Source organism: Pseudomonas sp. MF08875 (assembly GCF_059862525.1).
Map to the genome: position 1 here is coordinate 43,492 of NZ_JCBCUW010000015.1, position 24,694 is coordinate 68,185.

24 protein-coding genes are annotated in these 24,694 nt (G+C 63.8%); 14 read left to right on the forward strand and 10 right to left on the reverse strand.

Annotation, left to right across the window (positions count from 1 at the left end; genetic code table 11):
- Positions 1 to 170: 170 nt before the first annotated feature.
- Both AC19YT_RS10930 and AC19YT_RS10935 read left to right on the forward strand, forming a co-directional pair.
- Complete coding sequence (locus AC19YT_RS10930; RefSeq protein WP_095109917.1) at positions 171 to 2,705, forward strand: PAS domain-containing hybrid sensor histidine kinase/response regulator family protein; 2,535 nt, start codon at positions 171 to 173, stop codon at positions 2,703 to 2,705.
- Positions 2,706 to 2,757: 52 nt separating this feature from the next.
- Positions 2,758 to 3,033: a peptidylprolyl isomerase gene (locus AC19YT_RS10935; RefSeq protein ID WP_007932676.1), complete on the forward strand. Its 276-nt coding sequence runs from the start codon at positions 2,758 to 2,760 to the stop codon at positions 3,031 to 3,033.
- Positions 3,034 to 3,296: 263 nt separating this feature from the next.
- Here the strand turns inward: AC19YT_RS10935 and AC19YT_RS10940 are convergent, their stop codons facing one another.
- The 3 genes from AC19YT_RS10940 to AC19YT_RS10950 form a co-directional block, all read right to left on the reverse strand.
- Positions 3,297 to 4,508, reverse strand: coding sequence for an amino acid deaminase (locus AC19YT_RS10940; RefSeq protein ID WP_095109918.1), 1,212 nt, complete (start codon positions 4,506 to 4,508; stop codon positions 3,297 to 3,299).
- 42 nt (positions 4,509 to 4,550) lie between these two features.
- Positions 4,551 to 4,940, reverse strand: coding sequence for a RidA family protein (locus AC19YT_RS10945; RefSeq protein WP_500610229.1), 390 nt, complete (start codon positions 4,938 to 4,940; stop codon positions 4,551 to 4,553).
- 219 nt (positions 4,941 to 5,159) lie between these two features.
- Positions 5,160 to 6,044 carry a LysR family transcriptional regulator gene (locus AC19YT_RS10950; protein ID WP_500610230.1) on the reverse strand — a complete coding sequence of 295 codons (885 nt, stop codon included), beginning with the start codon at positions 6,042 to 6,044 and terminating at the stop codon, positions 5,160 to 5,162.
- A gap of 102 nt (positions 6,045 to 6,146) precedes the next feature.
- Here AC19YT_RS10950 and AC19YT_RS10955 point away from each other — a divergent pair, with 102 nt between their 5' ends.
- From AC19YT_RS10955 to AC19YT_RS10995, 9 genes are all read left to right on the forward strand, one after another.
- Entirely contained in the window at positions 6,147 to 7,784 is a 1,638-nt protein-coding gene (locus AC19YT_RS10955; RefSeq protein ID WP_500610231.1) for an MFS transporter, read from the forward strand.
- 142 nt (positions 7,785 to 7,926) lie between these two features.
- Positions 7,927 to 8,256, forward strand: coding sequence for a DUF6388 family protein (locus AC19YT_RS10960; RefSeq protein ID WP_500610232.1), 330 nt, complete (start codon positions 7,927 to 7,929; stop codon positions 8,254 to 8,256).
- A 28-nt stretch (positions 8,257 to 8,284) separates the two neighbouring features.
- Positions 8,285 to 8,989, forward strand: a complete 705-nt coding sequence (locus tag AC19YT_RS10965) for a YoaK family protein (protein WP_095109923.1) — start codon at positions 8,285 to 8,287, stop codon at positions 8,987 to 8,989.
- A 64-nt stretch (positions 8,990 to 9,053) separates the two neighbouring features.
- Positions 9,054 to 9,443 (forward strand): sulfurtransferase complex subunit TusD, encoded by a 390-nt coding sequence (tusD, locus tag AC19YT_RS10970; protein WP_500610233.1) that lies wholly within the window; start codon positions 9,054 to 9,056, stop codon positions 9,441 to 9,443.
- A gap of 3 nt (positions 9,444 to 9,446) precedes the next feature.
- Complete coding sequence (tusC, locus tag AC19YT_RS10975) at positions 9,447 to 9,803, forward strand: sulfurtransferase complex subunit TusC (RefSeq protein WP_500598833.1); 357 nt, start codon at positions 9,447 to 9,449, stop codon at positions 9,801 to 9,803.
- A complete protein-coding gene (gene tusB / locus AC19YT_RS10980; protein WP_500598832.1) occupies positions 9,803 to 10,096 on the forward strand; it encodes a sulfurtransferase complex subunit TusB in 294 nt (97 codons plus the stop codon). The genes tusC and tusB overlap by 1 nt, the downstream gene beginning before the upstream one ends.
- Entirely contained in the window at positions 10,093 to 10,428 is a 336-nt protein-coding gene (locus AC19YT_RS10985; RefSeq protein WP_095109927.1) for a TusE/DsrC/DsvC family sulfur relay protein, read from the forward strand. Before tusB ends, AC19YT_RS10985 begins: the two co-directional genes overlap by 4 nt.
- On the forward strand, positions 10,425 to 11,426 hold the full coding sequence (locus tag AC19YT_RS10990) for a glycosyl transferase family protein (RefSeq protein WP_500610234.1): 1,002 nt from the start codon (positions 10,425 to 10,427) through the stop codon (positions 11,424 to 11,426). Before AC19YT_RS10985 ends, AC19YT_RS10990 begins: the two co-directional genes overlap by 4 nt.
- Before the next feature lie 87 nt (positions 11,427 to 11,513).
- Positions 11,514 to 12,512, forward strand: a complete 999-nt coding sequence (locus tag AC19YT_RS10995) for a glutathione S-transferase family protein (protein WP_500598828.1) — start codon at positions 11,514 to 11,516, stop codon at positions 12,510 to 12,512.
- 12 nt (positions 12,513 to 12,524) lie between these two features.
- On the opposite strand, the gene cysG is transcribed toward AC19YT_RS10995, so the two are convergent.
- From cysG to ftsK, 6 genes are all read right to left on the reverse strand, one after another.
- Positions 12,525 to 13,922, reverse strand: a complete 1,398-nt coding sequence (gene cysG / locus AC19YT_RS11000; protein WP_095109930.1) for a siroheme synthase CysG — start codon at positions 13,920 to 13,922, stop codon at positions 12,525 to 12,527.
- Complete coding sequence (serS, locus tag AC19YT_RS11005) at positions 13,923 to 15,203, reverse strand: serine--tRNA ligase (protein WP_500610235.1); 1,281 nt, start codon at positions 15,201 to 15,203, stop codon at positions 13,923 to 13,925.
- 16 nt (positions 15,204 to 15,219) lie between these two features.
- Positions 15,220 to 15,594 carry a fluoride efflux transporter CrcB gene (crcB, locus tag AC19YT_RS11010; RefSeq protein ID WP_095109932.1) on the reverse strand — a complete coding sequence of 125 codons (375 nt, stop codon included), beginning with the start codon at positions 15,592 to 15,594 and terminating at the stop codon, positions 15,220 to 15,222.
- Positions 15,591 to 16,916, reverse strand: a complete 1,326-nt coding sequence (locus tag AC19YT_RS11015; protein WP_500598824.1) for a replication-associated recombination protein A — start codon at positions 16,914 to 16,916, stop codon at positions 15,591 to 15,593. The genes crcB and AC19YT_RS11015 overlap by 4 nt, the downstream gene beginning before the upstream one ends.
- Positions 16,917 to 16,972: 56 nt before the next feature.
- On the reverse strand, positions 16,973 to 17,596 hold the full coding sequence (gene lolA / locus AC19YT_RS11020; RefSeq protein WP_095109934.1) for an outer membrane lipoprotein periplasmic chaperone LolA: 624 nt from the start codon (positions 17,594 to 17,596) through the stop codon (positions 16,973 to 16,975).
- A gap of 69 nt (positions 17,597 to 17,665) precedes the next feature.
- Entirely contained in the window at positions 17,666 to 20,104 is a 2,439-nt protein-coding gene (gene ftsK / locus AC19YT_RS11025) for a DNA translocase FtsK (RefSeq protein WP_371856241.1), read from the reverse strand.
- A 428-nt stretch (positions 20,105 to 20,532) separates the two neighbouring features.
- Between ftsK and aat the strand changes: the two genes are divergently transcribed.
- From aat to infA, 3 genes are all read left to right on the forward strand, one after another.
- A complete protein-coding gene (gene aat / locus AC19YT_RS11030; protein ID WP_500610236.1) occupies positions 20,533 to 21,213 on the forward strand; it encodes a leucyl/phenylalanyl-tRNA--protein transferase in 681 nt (226 codons plus the stop codon).
- A 55-nt stretch (positions 21,214 to 21,268) separates the two neighbouring features.
- Positions 21,269 to 21,976, forward strand: coding sequence for an arginyltransferase (locus AC19YT_RS11035; RefSeq protein ID WP_095109937.1), 708 nt, complete (start codon positions 21,269 to 21,271; stop codon positions 21,974 to 21,976).
- A gap of 100 nt (positions 21,977 to 22,076) precedes the next feature.
- Positions 22,077 to 22,295: a translation initiation factor IF-1 gene (infA, locus tag AC19YT_RS11040; RefSeq protein WP_002553999.1), complete on the forward strand. Its 219-nt coding sequence runs from the start codon at positions 22,077 to 22,079 to the stop codon at positions 22,293 to 22,295.
- 110 nt (positions 22,296 to 22,405) lie between these two features.
- On the opposite strand, the gene clpA is transcribed toward infA, so the two are convergent.
- Positions 22,406 to 24,676 carry an ATP-dependent Clp protease ATP-binding subunit ClpA gene (gene clpA, locus AC19YT_RS11045; protein ID WP_095109938.1) on the reverse strand — a complete coding sequence of 757 codons (2,271 nt, stop codon included), beginning with the start codon at positions 24,674 to 24,676 and terminating at the stop codon, positions 22,406 to 22,408.
- Between the last annotated feature and the right edge of the window lie 18 nt (positions 24,677 to 24,694).

Genomic DNA, 24,694 nt, shown 5'->3' on the forward strand with positions numbered 1-24,694 from the left:
GTGGGAGCGAGCCTGCTCGCGATGGCGGTCTTGGCTGTACCGGTCGCATCGCGAGCAGGCTCGCTCCCACAAGGGTTGTTGCCCCGCCACCTGGTTGCCCCACCACCGCCAGGCGTTGTGCCCCACGCCCGGGCGCCGCACAATCGCGCCTCAGCCTCAGGACCTTGCCGATGACCACCGCCGCCACCAACGAAGCCCAAGCCCTGATCTCACGCCTGGACTGGGCCGCCAGCCCCCTGGGCGCCGCAGCGGCGTGGCCGCAGAGCCTGCGCACGGCGGTGGACATCGTGATCCACTCGCCCATGCCCATGCTGCTGCTCTGGGGCCCGCAACTGACCCAGCTCTACAACGACGGCTTCGCCCTGCTGGCCGGCAACAAGCACCCCCACGCCTTCGGCCAGCCCACCCACCAGGTGTGGCCCGCGCTCAAGGACTTCACCGCGCCCATCTACGACGCCGTGCTGCAAGGCCAGGTACGCACTTACAGCGAGCAATACTTCAACCTGCAACACGACGACGGCCAAAGCGACCTGTGGCTGGACCTCACCTACAGCCCGATCCGCGACGAACGCGGGCACGTAGCGGGTATCCTCGTCACCGCCATCGAAACCAACGAACGCCGGCGCGTGGCCCTGGAGCTGAAAAAACGCTCCGAGGCCAACCTACAGGCCCGCCAGGAATCGGAAGAGCGCCTGCGCCTGGCCCTGGCCGCCACCGACGCCGTGGGCACCTGGGACTGGGACATCCGCGAAGACCGCTTCATCGCCGACAGCCATTTCGCCACCCTGCACGGCGTGGACCCGACCCAGGCCGGCGAGTTGCCCATCAGCGCCTACCTGAGCGGCGTGCACCCCGAAGACCGCGGCATGATTGCCCGCAGCATCAAGCACTGCATCACCCACGGCACCGAGTACGCCGAGGAATACCGCTTGCTGCTGGCCGACGGCAGCCTGCGCTGGGTGTTTGCCCGCGGGCGCTGCTACAAGGACCACCACGGTCGGCCGCTGCGTTTTCTCGGCGCGGCCCTGGACCTCACCGACCGCAAGCAGATCGAACAGGCCCTGCGCCAGAGCCAGACCGAGTTGCAGCTGATTATCAACGCCATGCCGGTGTTGATCGGCTACGTCGACCAGCAAGAGTGCTTTCGCCTGAACAACAGCGCCTACCTGGACTGGTTCGGCCTCACACCTCAAGAGTTGTACGGCAAGAGCATCCGCGAGGTGATGGGCGATGCCGACTACCAGGAACGCCACGCCCACATCGCCCAGGCCCTGGCGGGTAAGCCGTGCAGCTTCGAGGCCACCTCCCGGCACCGCGACGGGCGCCTGCGCCACGCGTTGATGAAGTACTTGCCGCGCCTGGGCGCGGACGGTGCGGTCAACGGCTTCTACATCTTTGTGATCGACGACACCGAGCGCAAACAGACCGAAGCGGCCCTGCGCAACCTCAACGAAACCCTGGAAGAACGGGTCGCCGAGCGCACCCGCGAACTGGCCGACGCCAACCAGCGCCTGCAAAACGAGATGTTCGAGCGCGAGCGCGTCGAGGATGCCCTGCGCCATGCGCAAAAAATGGAAGCGGTGGGCCAACTCACCGGCGGCATCGCCCATGACTTCAACAACATGCTCACCGGCATCATCGGCAGCCTGGACCTGATGCAGCGCTACATCGCCGACGGGCGCGCCGATGAGATCGACCGTTTCACCGAAGCCGCCGTGACCTCGGCCAAGCGCGCGGCGGCCCTGACCCATCGCCTGCTGGCGTTCTCCCGTCGCCAGTCGCTGAACCGCCAACCCCTGGACCCCAACACCCTGGTGCGCTCGCTCGAAGAGCTGTTTTTGCGCACCAAGGGCGAACACATCCGCTTCAAGGTGCAACTGAGCGACAACGTCTGGCCGGTAAACACCGACGCCGGGCAACTGGAAAACGCCCTGCTCAACCTGGTCATCAACGCCCGCGACGCCATGCCCGACGGCGGCGAACTGCTGATCGAAACCGCCAACAGCTACCTCGACGGCACCGACATCAGCACCCTGGAACCGGTCAAGGCCGGGGATTACGTGATGCTCGCCGTCAGCGACAACGGCGCCGGCATGAGCCCACGGGTGCTGGCCAAGGCCTTCGACCCGTTCTTCACCACCAAACCCATCGGCCAGGGCACGGGGCTGGGGTTGTCGATGATCTACGGCTTCGCCCAGCAGTCGGGTGGCCACGTCACCCTGAGCAGCCAACCGGGCCTGGGCACCTGCGTGCGCCTGTACCTGCCGCGCCTGCACAATGCCGCGCCGCTGGAAGAAGCCCTGATGGGCAGCGCCCAGGCGCCCTGCGCCCGCGCCGGCGAGTCGGTGGTAGTGGTGGAGGACGACCCGGCGGTGCGCATGCTGGTGCTCGATGTGTTGAGCGAATTGGGCTACAGCGCCCATGAAGCGGTGGACGCCCCCGGCGCCTTGGCGCTGCTGGAGTCCGAGTTGCGGGTGGATTTGCTGGTGACCGACGTGGGCCTGCCGGGTATGAACGGCCGGCAACTGGCGGAAATCGCCCGCCAGCACCGGCCCGGGCTCAAGGTGCTGTTCATGACCGGTTACGCCGAGAAAGCCGCCGAACGCCAGGGCTTTCTCGACGAAGGCATGGACCTGGTGACCAAGCCGTTTTCCATCGACCTGCTGGCCATCAAAATTCGCCGCATGATCGGCCAGCCCCAGTGATTTGCGGCATAATCGCGCCCCGCTGCCATTCCCGCGTCAAGGTCACTGCCCGATGAAAGCCCAAGCCCGCCATATCCTGGTCAAAACCGCCGAAGAAGCCGAACAACTCAAACAACGCATCGCCAAGGGCGAAGCCTTTGACGTGCTGGCCAAAAAGTATTCCACCTGCCCCTCCGGCAAACGCGGCGGCGACCTGGGCGAAGTGCGCCCAGGGCAAATGGTCGGCGCCATCGACCAGGTGATCTTCAAAAAACCCCTGCGCACCGTGCATGGGCCGATCAAGAGCAAATTCGGCTATCACCTGGTGCAGGTGTTCTACCGCGACTGAACCCACCGCGGGCAGGCTTATGGGGGGGCTGGCCTGTGTGGGGGCGGGCCTGCCCGCGATAGCGCCATTGCAAGCGCTAGAGGGCCATCGGCTGTACCGGCCTCATCGCGGGCAGGGCCCGCTCCCACCGTTGAGCGGTGGTGTGGGTGCGTTCCCTCTGTGGGAGCGAGCCTGCTCGCGATGGCGGTGACGAACGAAGACCGTTGCTCCCACAAAAAGCACCCTGCACAACCGCCGAGTCGCGCGCAGAGAGTTGCCGCGAGCTAGAAACACGTCTCCAGGCACTCCACCACCCGCCACTGCTCGTCCACCAGCAACCCTACCCGCCATTTGTCGAAACTCAGGCACGGGTGCGAGGTGCCGAAGGCGATGATGTCGCCGATGCGCAACTCAAGGCCTGGGGCCAGCGTCATGAAGGCATGCTGGTCCATCACCGCCGTAACCCGGCAACCCGCCACATCCCCCGCCACCGTTGCCCCGGCGCGATAGCCGCGCAACGGCACCGGCAGCCCGGCGTCGTAGGCCACGTCGCGCTTGCCCAGGGCCACCACGGCCAGGCCCGGCTCGGGCAGCGACTGCACATGGGCCCAGACCTCCAGGGCCGGGCGCAGGCCTTCGTGCAGGTCGGCGCGGCGCTCCAGCACCCCGCACTGGGCGTCCTTGTAGATGCCGTGGTCATGGGCCACGTAACTGCCGGGGCGTAGCACGCTGAGAAAGCGTCCGCTGGCATTGCGGCTGGCGAAGGCTTCGGCGACCAAGTCGTACCAAGCCGAACCGGACGCGGTGACGATCGGCCGGGCCAGGGCAAAGGCGCCCTCAGCCTGCAAATCCACCGCCAGGCGCACCAGGGACGCGGCGAACTCACGGATACCGCTGCTGGCATGCTCGCCGTGGATCACCCCTTCGTAGCCCTCGATGCCGGTCAAGGCCAGCGCCGGCCGGGCCCCGATGGCGCGGGCCAGGTCGAGCACCTCTTGCTCACTGCGACAGCCACAGCGCCCACCGACCACGCCGTATTCGATCATCACATTCAAGCGCAGCCCCCGTTCCCCGAAGAACGCCGCCAGATCAGCGACGTTGTCCGGGTGATCCACCAGGCAGTGGAACTCGAAGGTCGGGTCGGCGAGCAACTGGGCAATCAACGCCATATTGGCCGCGCCCACCAATTGGTTGGCCATCAACACCCGACGCACGCCGTGGGCGTAGGCGGCGCGGGTCTGCACCGCGGTGGCCAGGGTGATGCCCCAGGCGCCGGCGGCCAGTTGCCGGGCAAACAGCGCCGGCATCATGGTGGTTTTGCCGTGGGGCGCCAACTCGGCGCCGCTGGCACGGGCAAAGGCTTGCATCCAGTGCAGGTTGTGCGCCAGCGCGGCGCCGTTGAGCACCAGCGCGGGCAGGCTGACATCGTGCAACAGGCTGGCACCGCACGGGGCGGCGCCTTTTTCTACGGCGGGCAGGTTCAAAGGGACGGGCATGGTCCGGCTCCAGGGGTCGAGGTGATCGGCGGCACTGAGGGTTCAGGCTTTTTTCTTGTAGGCCACGCAGTCGATCTCCACCTTGCAGTCGACCATCATGCTCGCCTGCACGCAGGCCCGGGCCGGCGCGTGCTCGCTGCTGAAATATTCGGCGAAGACTTTGTTGAAGCTCCAGAAGTCCCGCGGGTCGTCCAGCCACACGCCGGTGCGCACCACGTCTTCGAGGCCATAGCCGGCCTCGTGGAGAATGGCGATCAGGTTGCGCATGGCCTGGTGGGTTTGCTCGACGATCCCGCCGCTAATGATCTCGCCATCAAGGGCCGGCACCTGGCCCGACACATACAACCAGCCATCGGCCTCCACCGCCCGGGCGAAAGGCCGGGGCTGGCCACCACCGGCGGTGCTGCCGGTGCCGTAACGGGTAATGCTCATATCGGTTGCTCCTTGGCTTAGCGGGAAAACAGCGCCAAGCCTAGCACTCGGCGCCGCCACAATAGAGGCACCCGTGCTGGCGAACCTGTGGGGCCGGGGCAGACCGGCGGCCGGAATGCCGCCATCGCGAGCAGGCTCGCTCCCACAGAGGGAACACACCCACACCACCGTTCAACGGTGGGAGCGGACCCTGCCCGCGAAGGCGCGCGCACTCAAGCGCTACCCGGTTGCACCCTGGCCGGCGCTACGCACCTGTTCGATATAGCGCACCACCGCCGGAGCCTTTTCAAAGCGCCGGTGGATCAGCGACAGCCAGGAACTGGCCGGGCTGTCCGCGATGGGCCGGTAGACCACGTTGGGCAGGCTGACATGGCCCACCACCGAGGCCGGCACCACGGCCACGCCCTGGCCCAATGACACCAGGGCGATCACCGCCACCAGCCCACCCGGTTGCGGCCCCAGGCGCGGGGCGAAACCGCCCTGGGCGGCGACCTGCAAGGTGCCGCTGACCTGTTCGGGAAGGATGAAGGTCTGCGCCTGCAAATGCTCGGCGTTGATTTGCGCCAAGCGGCACAGCCAGGAATCGGCGCTCAGGGCCAGGACAAAGCCTTCGCTGTCCAGCCGCACAGCCTCCAGGCCTTCGGGCAGGGTCATGGGCGAACGGATGTAGCCGATATCGAAACGCCCCTCGGCCACCCGCCCCGGCAACGCCGCCATGGCGCTTTCGCGCACGCTGAGGCTGACGTCCGGGCAGGCGTGGCTGAAGGCCTGCACCTGTTTTTGCAACAGCCCCGAGTACACCGCCGACGCCACGTAGCCCAACTCGATGTGGCCGATTTCACCGCGCCCGGCACGCTGGGCGTTGCGCTGGGCCAGCTCGAACTGGCGCACCGTGGCCTCGGCCTCGATCAGCAGCGTCGCCCCGGCCTCGGTCAGGCTGACTTGGCGCTGCTGGCGCAGGAACAGGCGCGTGCCCAGGGCGTGCTCCATGTCCTGGATCTGCCGGGTCAGGGTCGGCGGCGCGATGCCCAGTTGCTCGGCGGCGCGGGTGAAATTGCGCTGGCGGGCGACGGCGAGGAAATAGCGGAAGTGGCGGATTTCCATGGGGCATTAGCTCAAAGGTAATGAAAGGCTCGCGGCCAGCTAACGAAGTGCCAGTAGCACCGCGTTAAGCTGGCCCGACCGCCACCATAGAGAGCACAGGCCATGGCCGTCAAACCCGAGCAACCCGCCCCAGAGGGCATTGCCCAGCAGGCAATCAAAAAACCCGTGAGCCCGCGCCTGACCCTGCTCACCGCGTCCGGGGTGTGTTCGTTGATCGTGCTCGACACCAATATCGTTGCGGTGACATTGCCGAGTATTGCCCGGGACTTGGGGGCGAACTTCGCCGATATCGAATGGGTGGTGAGTGCCTACATGCTCGCCTTCGCCGCGCTGCTGCTGCCCGCCGGGAGCATCGCCGACCGCTTTGGCCGGCAGAAAACCCTGCTCTGGGGCCTGAGTATTTTCATCCTCGCCTCCATCGGCTGCGGCGCAGCGCCCAGCGCGCTGTTCCTGGACATCGCCCGCGCCATCAAGGGCGTTGGCGCGGCGCTGCTGCTGACCTCGGCCCTGGCGTCCATTGGCCATACCTTCCACGACGAGGTCGAGCGGGCCAAGGCCTGGGCCTTCTGGGGCGCGTGCATGGGCGTGGCGATGACCGCCGCGCCCACGGTGGGCGGGCTGGTCACCGAGTTCCTCGGCTGGCGCTGGATCTTCTACCTCAACCTGCCCGTGGGCCTGCTGCTGATGGCGATGGTCTGGCGCGCCGTGCCGGAGTCCCGCGATTCCCAGGCCGCACGCCTGGACCCCTGGGGCAGCCTGGCCTTCAGCGCCAGTTTGCTGTGTTTGATCTGGGGCCTGATCGAAGCCAACCGCATCGGCTGGGACAGCCCCGTGACCTATGCGCGCCTGCTCGGCGGCGTGGCGTTGCTGGGGCTGTTCGTGGTGATCGAACGCCTGCAACGGCGGCCCATGGTGGATTTGCAGCTGTTCAAGCACCCGCGCTTTATCGGCGCCCTGCTCGGGATGTTTGCCTACGCCGGTTGCGCCCAGGTGATGATGACCCTGCTGCCGTTTTACCTACAAAACGGCTTGGGCTTCAGCGCCATCGCTTCAGGGCTGGGCATGCTGCCGTTCGCCCTGACCATGCTGATCTGCCCGCGCATCGGCGTGCGCCTGGCCAGCCGCTACGCCCCGGCCACCCTGATGGCGGCGGGCCTGACCCTGGTGGGCCTGGGCAACTTGCTGAGCGCTTGGGCGACCCAGGCCGGCGGCTACCTGGGTTTCGCCCTGGCGATCGCGGTGACCGGCGCCGGCGCGGGGCTGCTCAATGGCGACACACAGAAAAACATCATGGCCTGCGTGCCCCGCGACCGCGCCGGCATGGCCTCGGGCATGAGCACCACCATGCGCTTTAGCGCCATCATGCTGGCCATCGGCGTGTTCGGCGCCCTGCTCGCCAGCCACACCGAGCAGTTGCTCCACGCCAGCCTCAGCGCACAGGCCGGGCAATGGCTGGGCCAGGTGCAGGAGATCGCCTCGCGGGTGGTGGCCGGCGACATGAACGCCGCCCTCAGCACCCTGCCCGACACCGCCCGCGCCAGCGTCGAGCCCCTGGCGCGTCAGGCCTTTGTCGGCGGCTTCAGCCGCGTGCTCACTGTCGCCGGCCTCCTCGCCCTGCTGGGCGCCTGGGTGGTGGGCACCTTGATGCGCCATCCCATTCCCCAGCAGCAAACCAATTGCCGCAGTGGGTGCGAGCCTGCTCGCGATGAGGCCGCCACCTTTCACAAAGGTTCTGCCTGAACCAGCGCTATCGCCGGCCAGCCGTTTTCCTACAAAGGATGCGCAATACCGTTGCAACGGCGCCACACCCTGGCGGCTGACTACAGTTCGTGCTACCAAGTCAGGGCCGGCCGCGTATTTCCCGCGCCACAAAGGAGCGCCCATGGTTGCACCCACCGATCGTCATGCCTTGGCCTTGCAGCGTTTTCTCGCCGAGCGCCCGGCCCTGGGCCTGGAGTTGGCCCAGCTCAACCCCTTGGCGGCCCAGGCGCGCCGGGAAAGCCTGGAGCAGTTTCGCCAAGAGCACCTGCACGCTGCATTCGAGGCCGAAGCCCAGGCCCAGGGCCTGTTTGCCTGGGAATTGACCCTCAAGCTCACCGCCGACACCCCCGCGCAGTACCTTGCGCAACGCCTGGAGGTGCACCGCGAGTCGGCGCAGATGGCCGGCATTGAGTGGGATCAGTACCGGCGCTTGTACGGTCTGGAACAATGAGCCTTTCTGCCCTTTCGAGCGCGTGCTAATGCTGCCTTCACCCACCCCACTACGCACCCACCCCGGCCTGCTGCGCCTGCAAAAGCTGCGCGGGCGCATTGGCCTGAGCCTGGTGGCGGCCCTGAGCGTGTTGGCGGGCATGACCGATGCCATTGGTTTCATGGCCACCGGCGATTTCGTGTCGTTCATGAGCGGCAACACCACGCGCCTGGCGGTGGCCATCAGCGAAGGCGACCTGGGCCTGACCCTGCGCCTGATGATCGTGGTCGCGGCCTTCGTCGCCGGCAATGCCCTGGGCATCGTGGTCGGCCGGCTCGGCGGGCGCCGGGCGCTGCCGTTGCTGTTGTGCATCGCCACCTTGCTGTGCGGCGCGGCGGCTTGGCCGTTTGCCACGCAATTGCCAGCGTTGCTGGCGGCGATCATCGCCATGGGCATGCTCAATGCCGCCGTGGAGCAGGTCAACGGCCTGCCGGTAGGCCTGACCTACGTTACCGGCGCCCTGTCGCGCTTTGGCCGTGGCCTGGGGCGCTGGATGCTGGGCGAGCAGCGCAACGGCTGGCGCGTGCAGTTGATCCCGTGGGCCGGGATGTTTGTCGGTGCGGTGCTGGGCGCGATGCTGGAGCATCGCCTGGGGTTCCAGGCCCTGTATGTCAGCGGCTTGCTGGCCGCGGCGCTGGGGCTGGTGTGCCTGAAAATTCCGCGGCGCTGGCAACTGGGCTATATGCCGCGCTGAACGCGCTTTCGCGAGGCCGTCGAGAAAGCATTATCATGGCCGCAGTTTTGCCATCGAGTCCGTCATGAAATTCGCCATTGCTGTGTTTAGCGCCGCCCACGCGCCTTCTTCGCGCCGCGCCCTGCTGTTTGCCCGGGCCGTGATCGAGGGCGGGCACCAGATCACCTGCCTGTTTTTCTACCAGGACGGCGTGTACAACGCCGCCAGCAGCCTGGTCACACCCCAGGACGAACCGGACCTGGCGCGGCAATGGCGCGAGTTGGTCGAAGAACACCAGCTCGACGCCGTGGTGTGCATCGCCGCCGCCCTGCGCCGTGGTGCGCTCAATGCAGAAGAAGCCCTGCGCTACAACCGCACGGCCACGGTGGAGGCGCCCTGGGTGCTGTCGGGCCTGGGCCAGTTGCATGACGCGGCGCAGAGCGCCGATCGCCTGATCTGTTTTGGAGGCGCCTGAACCGTGGCCAAATCCCTGTTGATTGTCAGCCGCCAGGCGCCGTGGTCCGGCCCCGGTGCCCGTGAAGCCCTGGATATCGTCCTTGCCGGTGGCGCCTTTGGCCTGCCCATCGGCCTGCTGTTTCTCGATGACGGCGTGTTCCAGGTCGCCACCGGGCAAGAGGCCCGCGCCCTCGAACAAAAAGACCTCAGCGCCAACCTGCAAGCCCTGGAGCTGTTCGGCGTGGAAGAGGTTTACCTGTGCCGCACCAGCGCCGCCGAACGCGGCCTGCACAACTGGAGCCTGGAAGGCCTGCAAGCGCTGAACGCCGAGCAGATCCGCGGCCTCTTCGATTCCTACGACCAGGTGATAACCCTCTGATGTCGACTTTGCATGTGTTGTCCCATTCGCCCTTTACCGATGGCCGCTTCAGCAGTTGCCTGCGCCTGCTGGGCGCCGCCGATGGCGTGCTGCTGTGCGGTGACGCGGTGCACGCCCTGCAACCGGGCACCGCGCCGTGCAACGCCTTGCAGGCGCTGAACAGCCCGCGCTTCGTTCTGCTTGAAGACGCTCAGGCCCGCGCCGTGGAGTTGCCGGCGTGGATCACTGGCGTGGATTACCCAGGGTTCGTGCAGTTGTCGATCGCCCACGACAAGGTCAACACTTGGCTATGACTGACCTGATTGTCGACGCCCGCCCCATCGCCCTGGACAAGGACGGCTACCTCGCCGACCGCAACGACTGGTCGCCATCAGTGGCCAGCGCCCTGGCCACCGCCGAGGGCATCGAGCTGACGGCTGAGCATTGGGAAATCCTCGACCTGCTGCGCGATTTCTATAGCCAGTTCCAGCTCTCGCCCGCTACCCGCCCGCTCATCAAGTACGCGGCCCTGAAACTGGGCCCGGCCAAGGGCAATAGCCTGCACCTCAACCGCCTGTTCAATGGCACTCCCGCCAAACTCGCCGCCAAGCTGGCGGGCCTGCCCAAGCCGACCAATTGCCTATGAACGATTTCCCCGCCCTGACCCTTGAAACCCCGGCCGAGCATCCCTTCGCCGAATTCGTACGTATCCTGGGCAAAGGCAAGCGCGGTGCGCGCAACCTCACCCGCGAGGAGGCCCGCGAGGCCATGGGCCTGCTGCTCGACGGCAAGGTCGAGGACACCCAACTCGGCGCCTTCCTGATGCTGTTGCGCCACAAGGAAGAAAGCCCCGAGGAGCTGGCCGGTTTCACCGAAGCCCTGCGCGCACGCCTCAACGCCCCGGCGCTGAGCGTGGACCTGGACTGGCCGACCTACGCCGGCAAAAAGCGCCACCTGCCCTGGTATTTGCTGGCGGCCAAGTGCCTGGCGCAAAACGGCGTGCGCATCCTGATGCACGGCGGCGGCGCCCACACCGCCGGGCGCCTGTACAGCGAGCAATTGCTCGACTTCCTACACATCCCCCTGTGCCGCGACTGGCAGCAAGTGGGCGCAGCCCTGGAGCACGGCAACCTGGCGTTCTTCCCCCTGGTGGACTGGGCGCCGCAGTTGCAACGGATGATCGACTTGCGCAACACCCTGGGCTTGCGTTCGCCGATCCATTCCCTGGCGCGCATCCTTAACCCCCTCGGCGCGCGCTGCGGCCTGCAAAGCATCTTCCACCCCGGCTACCAAGGCGTGCACCGCGACGCCAGCGGTTTGCTGGGGGACACCAGCCTGGTCATCAAGGGCGACGGCGGTGAGATCGAGATCAACCCCGACGCCGACAGCCATTTGTACGGCATCTGTGGCGGCGTGAGCTGGGATGAGCAATGGCCGCAGCTGTCGGCCCAGCGCCACGTCAAACCGGCGTCCCTCGACCCGCAGCACCTCAAGGCGCTATGGCGCGGCGACGTCGAGGACAGCTACCCGCAACTGGCGCTGATCGCCACCATGGCCCTGGCCTTGCGTGGCCTGGGCCAGGATCGCGAGCAGGCGTTCAGCACCGCGCAGCAGTATTGGGACGCACGGGATCGATCCATTTAATCGATCATTACCGCCCACCCTTTGCGCTTTTTGTTCGAACCCATCGGCATAGACTGGGCCCACTCTATTTAGGCCGAGGACAGTGCAATGGGCTTGTTGATCGAAGGGCAATGGCGCGACCAGTGGTACAAAAGCGGCCAGGACGGCGCCTTCCAGCGCGAACAGGCACAGCGCCGCCACTGGCTGACCGCCGATGGCCGGCCCGGCCCCAGCGGTGAAGGCGGCTTTGCCGCCGAAGCCGGGCGCTATCACCTGTATGTGTCCCTGGCCTGCCCCTGGGCCCACCGCACGCTGATCCTGCGCAAGCTCAAGGGCCTGGAAAGCCTGATCGAGGTGTCCGTGGTCAGTTGGCTGATGCTAGAAAACGGCTGGACCTTCGACAAAACCCTGGGCAGCACCGGCGACGCACTCGACGGCTTCGACTTCCTGCACCAGCGCTACACCGCCGATACCGCCGACTACAGCGGCCGGGTCACGGTGCCGGTGCTGTGGGACACCCGCCAGGGGCGTATCGTCAACAACGAATCGGCAGACATCATCCGCATGTTCAACAGTGCCTTCGATGGCATCACCGGCAATACCCTGGACTTCTACCCCGCGCCGCTGCGCAACAGCATCGACGCCCTCAACGAGCGCATCTACCCGGCGATCAACAACGGCGTGTACCGCGCCGGGTTCGCCACATCACAGCAGGCCTATGAACAGGCCTTCGACGAGGTGTTCGCCGAGCTTGGGCATCTGGAGCAGTTACTGGGGGAAAAACGCTACTTGGCGGGGCACTACCTGACGGAAGCGGACATTCGCCTGTTCACCACGCTGATCCGTTTCGACGCGGTGTACCACGGCCACTTCAAGTGCAACCTGCGGCGCCTGGCCGACTATCCGAACCTGTCGAACTGGCTACGGGAGTTGTACCAATGGCCGGGGATTGGCGAGACGGTGCATTTGGACCACATCAAGCGCCATTACTACGCCAGCCACCGCACCATCAACCCCACGGGCATCGTGCCCAAGGGCCCGGCCCTGGGGCTTGATGCGGCCCATGATCGGCAGCGGCTGGAGGGCAAAGGGGTTTGGCAGGCGTAGCAAGCCCGCTGGCTACAGCACCTGCGCCTGTGCCCCTTCGAACCACGCCAGTTTCTCGCGCAGTTGCACCACTTCGCCGACGATCACCAAGGTCGGCGCATGCACTTCATGCTCCGCCACCAGTTCCGGCAAATTGCCCAAGGTGCCGGTGAACACACGCTGATTGACCGTGGTGCCCTGCTGGATCAACGCCGCCGGGGTGTCGGCCGAGCGGCCGTGGCCAATCAGTTGTTCGCAGATGATCGGCAAGCCCACCAGGCCCATGTAGAACACCAGGGTTTGCCCCGGCGCCACGAGGTCGCCCCAGGGCAGGTCGGTGCTGCCGTCCTTGAGGTGGCCGGTAACGAAACGCACCGACTGTGCGTAGTCGCGGTGGGTCAGGGGAATGCCGGCATAGGCCGCGCAACCGCTGGCCGCCGTGATCCCCGGCACCACTTGGAAGGGAATGCCGTGGGCCGCCAGCTCTTCGATCTCTTCGCCGCCACGGCCGAAGATGAACGGGTCGCCGCCCTTGAGCCGCACCACGCGTTTGCCTTGCAGGGCCAGGTCCACCAGTTGCTGGTTGATCTGCTCCTGGGGCACCGCGTGTTCGGCGCGGCGCTTGCCGACGTAGACCCGTTCCGCGTCGCGGCGGCACAGGTCAAGGATCGCCGGGGCGACGAGGCGGTCGTAAAGCACCACATCGGCCTGTTGCATCAGGCGCAAGGCACGAAAGGTCAGCAGGTCCGGATCGCCCGGCCCTGCGCCCACCAGATAGACTTCGCCACCGGCACGCGGCGCCTCACCGTTGATTTTTGCCAACAGCAGGCGTTCGGCCTCGGCCCCCTGCCCGGCCAGTTGGCGGTCGGCAATCGGGCCCTGGAACACGTCTTCCCAGAAGGCCCGGCGTTGCTGCACGTCGGGGAACAAGCCTTTGACCTGGTGGCGAAAACGCGCCGCCAGCCCCGCCAAGTGGCCGTAGGTGGAAGGAATCCAGGTTTCCAGCTTGGCCCGGATCAACCGCGCCAGCACTGGAGCATCGCCGCCACTGGAGACAGCGATGACCAAGGGCGAACGGTCGACGATGGCCGGGAAGATCACGCTGCACAGGGCCGGCGCGTCCACCACGTTGACCGGCACGCAGCGCCCTGTAGCGTCGCTGGACACCTGGGCGTTGAGTGGTTCGTCGTCGGTGGCGGCGATCACCAGCACGCAGCCATCGAGGTCGGCCTCCTGGTAACCACGCAACAGCACTTCACCGCCACTGCCCTGCACCAGTTCACGCAACTGGGTTTCGACCTGGGGAGCAACCACCCGCAGCACCGCGCCGGCCTCGGCCAGCAGGCGGGACTTGCGCAAGGCAATCTCCCCGCCGCCGACCACCAGCACACGCCTGCCACGCAGGTTATGGAACAGTGGCAGATAGTTCATTTAGCCGATGACCTCGATGCCGCCCATGTAGGGCTTGAGTACTGCTGGCACACGGATCGAGCCGTCGGCCTGTTGGTAGTTTTCCAGCACCGCCACCAGGGTGCGGCCCACCGCCAGGCCGGAGCCGTTGAGGGTGTGCACCAACTCAGGCTTGCCGGTTTCCGGGTTGCGAAAGCGCGCCTGCATGCGCCGGGCCTGGAAATCGCCGCAGTTGGAGCACGAGGAAATTTCGCGGTACTTGTCCTGGCTCGGGATCCACACTTCGAGGTCGTAGGTCTTGACCGCGCTAAAGCCCATGTCGCCGGTGCACAGGGCCAGGGTGCGGTAAGGCAGCTCCAGCAGTTGCAGGACTTTCTCGGCGTTGGCGGTGAGGCCTTCGAGGGCCTGTATGGAGGTGGACGGCTCGACGATCTGCACCATCTCCACCTTGTCGAACTGGTGCTGGCGGATCATGCCGCGGGTGTCACGCCCCGAAGCGCCCGCTTCACTGCGGAAACACGGCGTGTGGGCGACGAACTTCAACGGTAGCTGCTTGGCGTCGATGATCTCGCCGGCGACGATGTTGGTCAGCGACACTTCGGCGGTGGGGATCAGGTACAGGTCGGCTTCGCCTTCGCGGCTGATCTTGAACAGGTCTTCCTCGAACTTGGGCAACTGACCGGTGCCTTGCAGGGCCGGGGCCTGGACCAGGTAAGGCGTGTAGGCCTCTTCGTAGCCGTGTTCGTTGATGTGCAGGTTAATCATGAACTGCGCCAGGGCGCGGTGCAGGCGCGCAATCGGCCCGCGCAGCAAGGCGAAACGGGCGCCGGAGAGCTTGGCGGCGGTCTCGAAGTCGAGCCAGCCGAACTGCTCGCCCAGGGCCACGTGGTCTTTGATCGGGAAGTCGAAGACCGTCGGCGTGCCCCAGCGGCGCACTTCGACGTTGTGGTCTTCGTCGGCGCCAACCGGTACCGACTCATGGGGCAGGTTGGGGATGTTCAGCAACATGGCGTCCAGGGCGTTCTGGATTTCATCCAGTTCGACCTTGCTGGCACTCAACTGGTTGCCCATGTTCTCGACGTTGGCCATCAGCGGCGCGATGTCTTCGCCGCGCTGCTTGGCCTGGCCGATGCCCTTGGAGACTGCGTTGCGCTCGGCCTGGAGTTTTTCGGTCAGGGTCTGGACGGTCTTGCGCTGTTCTTCCAGCGCTTCGATGCGGGCCACGTCCAGGACAAAGCCCCGGGAAGCCAGGCGATCCGCTACGTCCTGCAGGTTGCTACGTAACAGTTTGGAATCGAGCATGTCGGTCTCTCGTCTATCAAAGTTTGGTCAGGGACAGGCCAGCCCAGGTCGCGAGCAGCCCGCCGAATACGCTGATTGCCGCGTAGCCCAGGGCCAGCGGCGCTTGCCCGGTTTCCAGCAAGCGCACCGTATCCAGTGAAAAGGATGAAAACGTTGTGAGGCCGCCCAGAAAGCCGACCATCAACCCGGCACGTACCTCGACGGGCACCTCCGGGCGAATCAAAAACAGACCGTATAGGACGCCGATCAGCAGACAGCCGACGATATTAACGGCCAGCGTCGCCGTATAGAAGTGCCGCGGCCAATTGGCGCTGACCCAATTGCCGGCGGCAAAGCGCAATAAGGTGCCGGCCACGCCGCCCGCCGAGACGGCAAGGACCAGGGGGATCACGGTTTTCTCCGTTGCCGGGGGCTGGCCTGGTCCTGGGCCGCGAGGTGGCGCAGCTTCTCGCCGATCTTCAGTTCCAGGCCCCGGGGCACGGGTTGGTAGAAGGGTTGCGGCGCCAGTTCATCGGGAAAGTAGTCTTCGCCGGCGGCGTAAGCGTCCGGCTCGTCGTGGGCGTAGCGGTACTCGTCGCCATAGCCCAGTTGCTTCATCAGCTTGGTCGGGGCATTGCGCAGGTGCAGTGGCACTTCCAGGGAGCCATGCTCGGCGGCGCTGCGCATCGCTGCCTTAAAGCCCATGTACACCGCGTTGCTTTTCGGCGCGCAGGCCAGGTAAGTGATGGCCTGGGCCACCGCCAACTCGCCTTCCGGGCTGCCCAGGCGCTCCTGCACGTCCCAGGCCGCCAGGCACAGGCTCAGGGCACGGGGGTCGGCGTTACCGATGTCTTCGCTGGCCATGCGCACCACGCGGCGCGCCAGGTACAGCGGGTCGCAGCCACCGTCGAGCATGCGGGCGAACCAGTACAGGGCGCCGTCCGGGTTGGAGCCGCGCACGGATTTGTGCAGCGCCGAGATCTGGTCGTAGAAGGCCTCGCCGCCCTTGTCGAAGCGCCGCCGTGTGTCGCCCAGCAGGCTTTGCAGCAAGTCTTCGTCGATCTGCGTGCCGTCTTCGGCCAGGTCGGAGGCGTTTTCCAGCAGGTTGAGCAGGCGCCGGCCGTCACCGTCGGCGGCGGCCAGGAGCATCTTGAAGCCTTCGTCGCTCAGGCTCAGCCGACGCTGGCCCAGGCCTTTGTCCTCGCTGAGGGCACGCTGCACCAGTTTGTGCATGGCGGCCTCGTCCAGGCTTTTAAGCACATAGACCCGGGCGCGGGAGAGCAAGGCATTGTTGAGCTCGAACGAGGGGTTTTCGGTGGTAGCACCGATGAAAATCAGCGTGCCGTCTTCGACATAGGGCAGGAACGCGTCCTGTTGGGACTTGTTGAAGCGGTGCACTTCGTCGACAAACAGGATGGTGCGCTTGCCGTATTGGCCGGCCTGCTGCTTGGCCACGTCCACCGCCTGGCGGATTTCCTTGACCCCGGCCAGCACCGCCGAGACGGTTTCGAAGTGGGCGTCAGAGACCTGCGCCAGCAGCCGCGCAAGGGTGGTTTTGCCGACCCCAGGCGGCCCCCAGAAGATCATCGAGTGCAGCGCGCCCTGCTCCAGCGCTTCGCGCAGGGGTTTGCCGCGCGCCAGCAAGTGCTCCTGGCCGACGTACTCGTCCAGGTTGGTCGCGCGCAGCCGCGCGGCCAGTGGCTGAGCGATCGGGTCACTTCGAAACAGGTCCATCACTACTTAGCAAACCTCGCTGGGTACGGGTGGCAGGTGCCCACAGGGCCTGCGCCTTACTCCTGGATCACATCGGCACCCTTGGGGATGTCGAACTTGAACTTGGACGCGGGGATCGGTTCATTGGCCTTGACCGCGGTAAACAGGATGTTGGTGCGCTGGCCGACGCTGTCGATCAGCTGCATGTCGTTGACCAACCCATTGCGAAACGACAGGCGCAGGCTGTCGAACAGGGTGTCCTTGGTCTTGGGCTTGAGGGTGAAGTCGATCACCCCGCTTTGTTCCTTGGCGCTGATCTCGAAGCTTTCGCTGATCTTGGACACGTCGCCGGAGAGCAACAGGGCCGGGGTCTGGGTCAGGCGCTGGTCGAGTTTCTTGATGGTCACCTGCTCCAGGTCCGGGTCCCACAGCGAGACCTTCTGGCCATCGGAGACCATCAGTTGTTCTTGCGGCGCATCGGTGTGCCAGTAGAACAGCCCCGGGCGTTGCAATGCCATCTGGCCGGCGGTTTCCTGCAACTGGGTGCCGCTACCATCAAGGGTCAGTTGGGAGAACCGCGCCGTCAGGGTCTGGGACTTTTCCAGCAATTGGGTCAAGCGTGCCACGTCCTTGTCATCGGCGTGGGCGGTCAGCGTGGTCAGGGCCAGTACCGGCAGCAACAGCATGCGGATCAGACGCATGGGAGTCCTCATAGAATTCGTGGGAAGGCGAACGGCGTGCTGGCACGCCGCCCAGTGGCAAATCAGTGCTTAGTCGCGCGAAGGGCCCGGGGCCAAGACTTCACGCGAGCCGTTGGTGTTCATGGAGGTCACGACCCCGGCCATTTCCATGGCCTCGATCATACGCGCGGCACGGTTGTAGCCTATTTTCAGCTTACGCTGCACGGCAGAGATGGAGGCGCGACGGCTTTCGAGCACGAACTGTACCGCTTCGTCGTACAAGGCGTCGGTTTCGGCATCTTCTTCCCCGCCGCCACTGCCGCCATCAAAACCGCTGCCGGCCTCTTCGATGCCATTGAGAATGTCATCGTTGTATTCCGGTGCGCCGCGCAGTTTCCAGGCCTCTACCACGCGGTGCACCTCGTCATCGGAGACGAAAGCGCCGTGCACCCGGATCGGCAGACTGGTGCCGGGCGGCATGTAGAGCATGTCGCCGTGGCCCAGCAGTTGCTCGGCGCCACCCTGGTCGATAATGGTGCGCGAGTCGATCTTGCTCGATACCTGGAATGCCATGCGCGTGGGGATGTTGGCCTTGATGAGGCCGGTAATCACGTCCACCGAAGGACGCTGGGTGGCGAGGATCAGGTGGATACCGGCGGCACGGGCCTTTTGGGCAATACGGGCGATCAGCTCTTCGACCTTTTTGCCGACGATCATCATCATGTCGGCGAATTCATCGACCACGACCACGATGGTCGGCAGCTTGGTCAGCAACGGCGCTTCGTCGTGGATGCTTTGGCGGTTGTACAACGGGTCGGTCAGCGGCGTGCCTGCGTCCTGAGCTTCCTTGACCTTATGGTTGAAGCCCGACAGGTTGCGCACCCCCATCTTCGCCATCAGTTTGTAGCGCCGCTCCATCTCGGCCACGCTCCAGCGCAGGGCGTTGGCGGCGTCCTTCATGTCGGTGACCACCGGGCACAGCAGGTGCGGGATGCCTTCGTAGATCGACAACTCGAGCATTTTCGGGTCGATCATGATGAGCTTGGCGTCTTCAGGGCCGGACTTGAACAGGATCGACAGAATCATCGCGTTGACGCCCACCGACTTACCGGAGCCTGTCGTACCGGCCACCAGCAGGTGGGGCATCTTCGCCAGGTCGGTGATAACCGGTTTGCCGCCGATGTCATGGCCCAGGGCCAAGGTGACCGGGGATTTCGCGTCATCGTACTCCGGTGTCGACAGCACCTCGGAGAAGCGCACGATCTGGCGGTCTTCGTTGGGGATCTCGATGCCGACGGTGGTCTTGCCGGGAATCACTTCCACCACCCGCACACTGGTCACGGCCAGGGAACGGGCCAGGTCCTTGGCCAGGTTGGAGATGCGGCTGACCTTGACACCTGCGGCGGGCTGGATTTCGTAGCGGGTAATCACCGGGCCTGGGTGAATCGAATCCACAGAAACTTCAACACCAAACTCCTTGAGTTTGATTTCCAGCAAATGACCGACGGCGGCCAAAGACTCGGGGGAATAATTGAGTTGCTTCTTTTCAGCCGGGTCCAGGATAGAGATTGGTGGCAAAGTGCCTTCAACTGCACTGTCGACAAACAACGGTGCCTGTTTCTCTTTTTGAACACGCTTACTCGGTTCCGGCGTTTTGGCCGGAGCCGGTGCAATAACCGGCGGAACTTGTTTTTCCCGCTCGGACATATGCTTACTCAAGGCTTGTTCACGCTCGATCAAACGCTCTTTGACCTTGGCTTGTTCGCGCTTATCGGTGACCGTAGGCGCCACCACTTCGTTGACCCGGGTATCGACCTCGCGCAACTGCGCAACCAGTTGTTTGCGTTCGACACGGGCCGCCCACCAACGGTTGGCCGCGCCCTGGAACAACTCGAAGAGGTCCAGGGTGATCTTGCCGGTCACGTCCATGACCTTGAACCACGAAAGGTCGGTAAATACTGTCAGGCCGAATAGGAACAACGCGATGAACATCAGCGTACTGCCCTGGATGTTCAGCGCGTTCTTCGCGAGGTCGCCCAGGCTCTCGCCCAACGCACCGCCGGCCCCAGCCGGCAAGCCGGTGGGCGCGTGAAAGTGGATGTGGGCCAGGGCTGCGCCCGACAGCACAAGGAACACCAGGCCGATCAGGCGCCAGGAAAACAGCCAACCGCTCCACAGCCAGGGTTCGTGGCGCTGGCGAAATATCTGGTAGGTCTTGATGGCCAATAACAACGGGAAGATATAGGCGAAGTAACCCAGGATCATGAACAGGATATCGGCGCTATAAGAACCGGCGGGGCCGCCGAAGTTCTGCACGTCATCAATCTTGCTGTTATGGCTCCAGCCCGGATCGTCCTTGCCGTAAGTCAGCAATGCCATCATCAGAAACAGGCACAATGCGCCAATGGCAATCAGTGCACCTTCCTTTAACCGGTAGTGCAATTGCTGGCGCCAGAGAGGAACTACTGCTTTAGGTGCTGCCGTGGATTTCTTCAAAACGCGTCTTTTCCTGCGCCGTAGCGCGACCAACTGTTGATTGACTATAAAAACTGCCCAATCCGGGCAGGCAACAAGTTAACAAGCATAACTGAAACTATTTTTAACACTGTGCTCTTCATTCTTGAAGCAAAGTGCACGCCGAATGGCCATTGTACGGGTTTGCACGGGCGATGCCACGTCGCGACGGCTTGGGTGTAGCATAGCCAGCAGGCCGGCAGATGCGGGCCAATTTGAGCACGCATTGTCTTTTGTGACAAAGGCTTATGAGAGGTTTTATGAACGGAGCAGAGCATTTGCGCCGGATCCCGGGCCCTGAAGTGCCAGTACCGTACTACCGCCTCGAAGCCACCCCGAGTTCGACCCTGATGGCCGTGTAGAGTTGCAGATACCCAACAACCCTCGTCTTCGCCGACACAGCCCCTACTGTCTGTATCGGCCCTGCTATAAGCCTGAATGCCATGCTGACCTGGTTACAACGCAACTCCCTCGCCTTCCCGCCGCTGGAAAAAGCCATGCGCGAGCCCAACGGGCTGCTGGCCGCCGGCGGCGACCTGAGCGCCGATCGCCTGATCCAGGCTTACCGCCATGGCTGCTTCCCATGGTTTTCCGAAGGCCAGCCCATCCTCTGGTGGTCGCCAGACCCGCGCACCGTCCTATTTCCGAGCGAACTACATATTTCCCGCAGCTTGGCCAAGCTGCTGCGCCAGCAACGCTACCAGGTAACGTTCGACCAGGACTTCGCTGCCGTCATCCAGGCCTGCGCAGCGCCCCGGAAATATGCCGACGGCACCTGGATCACCGAGGCGATGCAGAACGCCTACGTGGAGCTGCACAAGCGCGGGTATGCCCATTCGGTCGAGGTCTGGGACCAGGGCGTGCTCGTCGGCGGGCTCTATGGGCTGGCGATGGGGCAACTGTTTTTTGGCGAGTCTATGTTCAGCCGCGCCGACAACGCCTCCAAGTTCGGCTTCGCCACCCTGGTCAAGCACCTTGAGCGGTCAGGCTTTGTCCTCATCGACTGTCAGATGCCCACCGAACACCTGCACAGCCTCGGCGCCCGCGCCCTCGCCCGCCGCGAGTTCGCAGGCTACCTGGCCCGCCATCTCGACCAGCCCAACAGCGCCACCTGGGTTCCCTAGGCGCCTTTTACCAAGCTGGCTTACACTTACCCAAAGCTTATTCCGAGGGTTGACCATGACCGAGTTGGCGCGCCTGAAGTTCTATGCCACTCAGCCTCACTCTTGCAGCTACCTGCCCGAAGAGCAGGCGACTACGCTTTTTCTCGACCCTAGCCAGCCCATGGATGTGCATGTGTATGCCGACCTGTCGGAGATGGGCTTTCGCCGCAGCGGCGACCACCTCTACCGGCCCCACTGCCAGAACTGCAACGCCTGCGTCCCCGCACGCATCCCCGCAGCGCAATTTTTGCCCAACCGCCAGCAGAAACGCATCTTCAAGCGCAATGCGGATTTGCATGTGCAACCGGCCAAGCCCACGTTCAGCGAAGAATACTTCGACCTTTACCAACGCTACATCGAGCAACGTCACGCCGACGGCGACATGTACCCACCCAGCCGCGAACAGTTTTCAACCTTTCTGGTCCGCGAACTGCCCTTCTCCAGGTTCTATGAGTTCCGTCTTGACGGTCGCCTGCTCGCGGTAGCGGTCAGCGACCTACTGCCCAACGGGCTCTCGGCGGTGTACACCTTTTATGAGCCCAAGGAAGAGCGGCGCAGCCTCGGGCGCTATGCCATCCTCTGGCAAATCGCCGAGGCCCGGCGCCTGGAGCTGGATGCGGTGTACCTCGGCTACTGGATCAAGAACTGCAAAAAGATGAACTACAAGACCCAATATCGCCCCATCGAGCTGCTCATTAATCAACGTTGGGTGACCATGAGTTAGAAGCCCTTGGCTTAAACCCCATTTTTCGGGCACAATGCACGCCGCTTTTGCCTGGCGCAGTTGCACCGGGCCATTCATTGGATACCGAGGGCTTTACTGCATGTCGAAAGAAGACAGCTTCGAAATGGAAGGCACTGTCGTCGACACCCTGCCCAACACCATGTTTCGCGTGGAGTTGGAAAATGGGCACGTCGTAACCGCGCATATCTCCGGCAAGATGCGCAAGAATTACATTCGTATTCTTACCGGTGACAAAGTGCGCGTCGAGCTGACGCCCTATGACTTGAGCAAAGGTCGCATCACTTACCGCGCTCGCTAAGCAAGTCAATACAAGACGCCCGGTTCATACCGGGCGTTTTTGTTTGCGCAAATTAACAGGCAACAAAAAGGCGCATTCAAGCGCCTTTTTGTTTTACTGCCAGCTCACTATCAAGCCATTTCAGCCGTGGTTTCGAACTCGAAGGTCAGCTCGCCATCCTTCAGATCGATATGTACCACGCCGCCATGCTCGGCCAACTCGCCAAAGAGAATCTCTTCGGCCAGGGGGCGCTTGATCTTGTCCTGGATCAAACGAGCCATCGGGCGGGCACCCATTTGCACATCGTAGCCACCCTCGGCCAGCCACCCCCGCGCCGCATCCGTCACCTCCAACAGCACACGCTTGTCCTCCAACTGCGCCTGAAGCTCGGTAAGGAATTTGTCCACCACACTTTTGATGACTTCGTGGCTGAGGCGACCGAACTGGATAATGGTATCCAGGCGGTTGCGGAACTCCGGCGTGAAACTCTTCTTGATCGCTTCCATGGCGTCAGAAGAGTGATCCTGGAAAGTGAAGCCAATAGACGCGCGCGCTGCCGTTTCCGCACCCGCATTGGTTGTCATGATAAGGATCACATTACGGAAATCTGCCTTGCGCCCGTTGTTGTCCGTCAGCGTCCCGTGGTCCATGACCTGCAACAACAGGTTGAAGACTTCCGGGTGCGCCTTCTCGATCTCATCGAGCAACAACACGCAATGCGGTTGCTTGGTGATAGCCTCGGTCAACAAACCGCCCTGGTCGAAACCGACATACCCGGGAGGTGCGCCGATCAAGCGGGACACGGTATGCCGCTCCATGTACTCGGACATGTCGAAGCGCACCAACTCGATACCCATGGCCTTGGCCAACTGCCTGGCAGCTTCGGTCTTGCCAACACCGGTCGGCCCCGCGAACAGGAAGGAGCCTACGGGCTTGTCGGGCGATTTGAGCCCTGCGCGAGACAACTTGATCGCGGTCGACAATGAATCGATAGCGGCATCCTGGCCGAACACGGTGAGTTTCAGATCCCGTTCAAGATTGCGCAGCAGTTCCTTATCAGAACTGGTGACATGCTTAGGCGGAATACGAGCGATTTTGGCCACAATATCTTCAACCTGCGGCACCTCAATACGCTTCACGCGCTTCTCGACCGGTTGCAGGCGCTGATAGGCGCCCGCCTCGTCGATAACGTCGATGGCTTTGTCGGGCATATGCCGATCATTGATGTAGCGCGATGCCAGCTCGGCAGCCGCGCGCAATGCCTCATCGCTGTACTCGATATTGTGATGCTGCTCAAAACGCCCTTTAAGGCCGCGCAAAATTCCAATGGTGTCTTCTACCGAAGGCTCTGACACGTCAACCTTCTGGAAGCGCCGCGCCAAGGCGCGATCCTTCTCGAAAATACCGCGAAACTCCTGAAACGTAGTGGAACCGATGCAACGAATGTCGCCCGAAGACAACAACGGCTTGAGCAGATTCGAGGCATCCATCACGCCACCAGAGGCCGCACCAGCACCAATGATGGTGTGGATCTCATCAATAAAAAGGATGGCCTGCGGACGTTTTTTCAGCTCACCCAACAACGCTTTGAAACGCTTCTCGAAATCGCCGCGGTATTTGGTCCCGGCGAGCAGCGCCCCCAGGTCCAGGGAGTAGACAACGCTGTTAGCCAGCAGGTCTGGCACCTGATTATCGACAATGCGCTTGGCCAAGCCTTCAGCGATCGCGGTTTTACCCACACCCGCCTCGCCGACCAACAGAGGATTGTTCTTGCGTCGACGCGCCAGTATCTGGGCGACGCGCTCCACTTCCAGCTCACGCCCTACCAGCGGGTCGATACGACCCTGACGCGCGAGTTCATTGAGGTTGCTGGCGTACGCATCCAGAGGATTGCCTGAAGAGGAAGACTCACCGCCCTCATCGTCCTGCATATCTTGCTCACCTTCAGAGTGATCGCCATGCCCCGGCACTTTTGAAATGCCATGGGCGATGTAGTTGACGACATCAATGCGCGCAACGCTCTGCTGCTTGAGCAGAAACACGGCCTGACTCTCTTGCTCACTAAAGATGGCGACTAGCACGTTGGCGCCAGTCACTTCCCGCTTGCCCGAGCTCTGTACATGGAAGACAGCACGCTGCAGAACCCGCTGAAACCCCAGGGTTGGCTGGGTTTCGCGATCCTCGTCATGGACAGGGATCAACGGCGTGGTGGAGTCGATGAACTCCTGCAGATCGTGCTTGAGTTTGTCGAGGTTGGCGCCGCACGCACGTAACACAGTGGCGGCGGCCTCGTTATCCAAAAGGGCCAACAAAAGGTGCTCGACCGTCATGAACTCATGACGCTTTGAGCGAGCCTCCTTGAAGGCGAGATTGAGAGTGACTTCGAGCTCGCGGTTTAACATAGCTTCACCTCATACCCA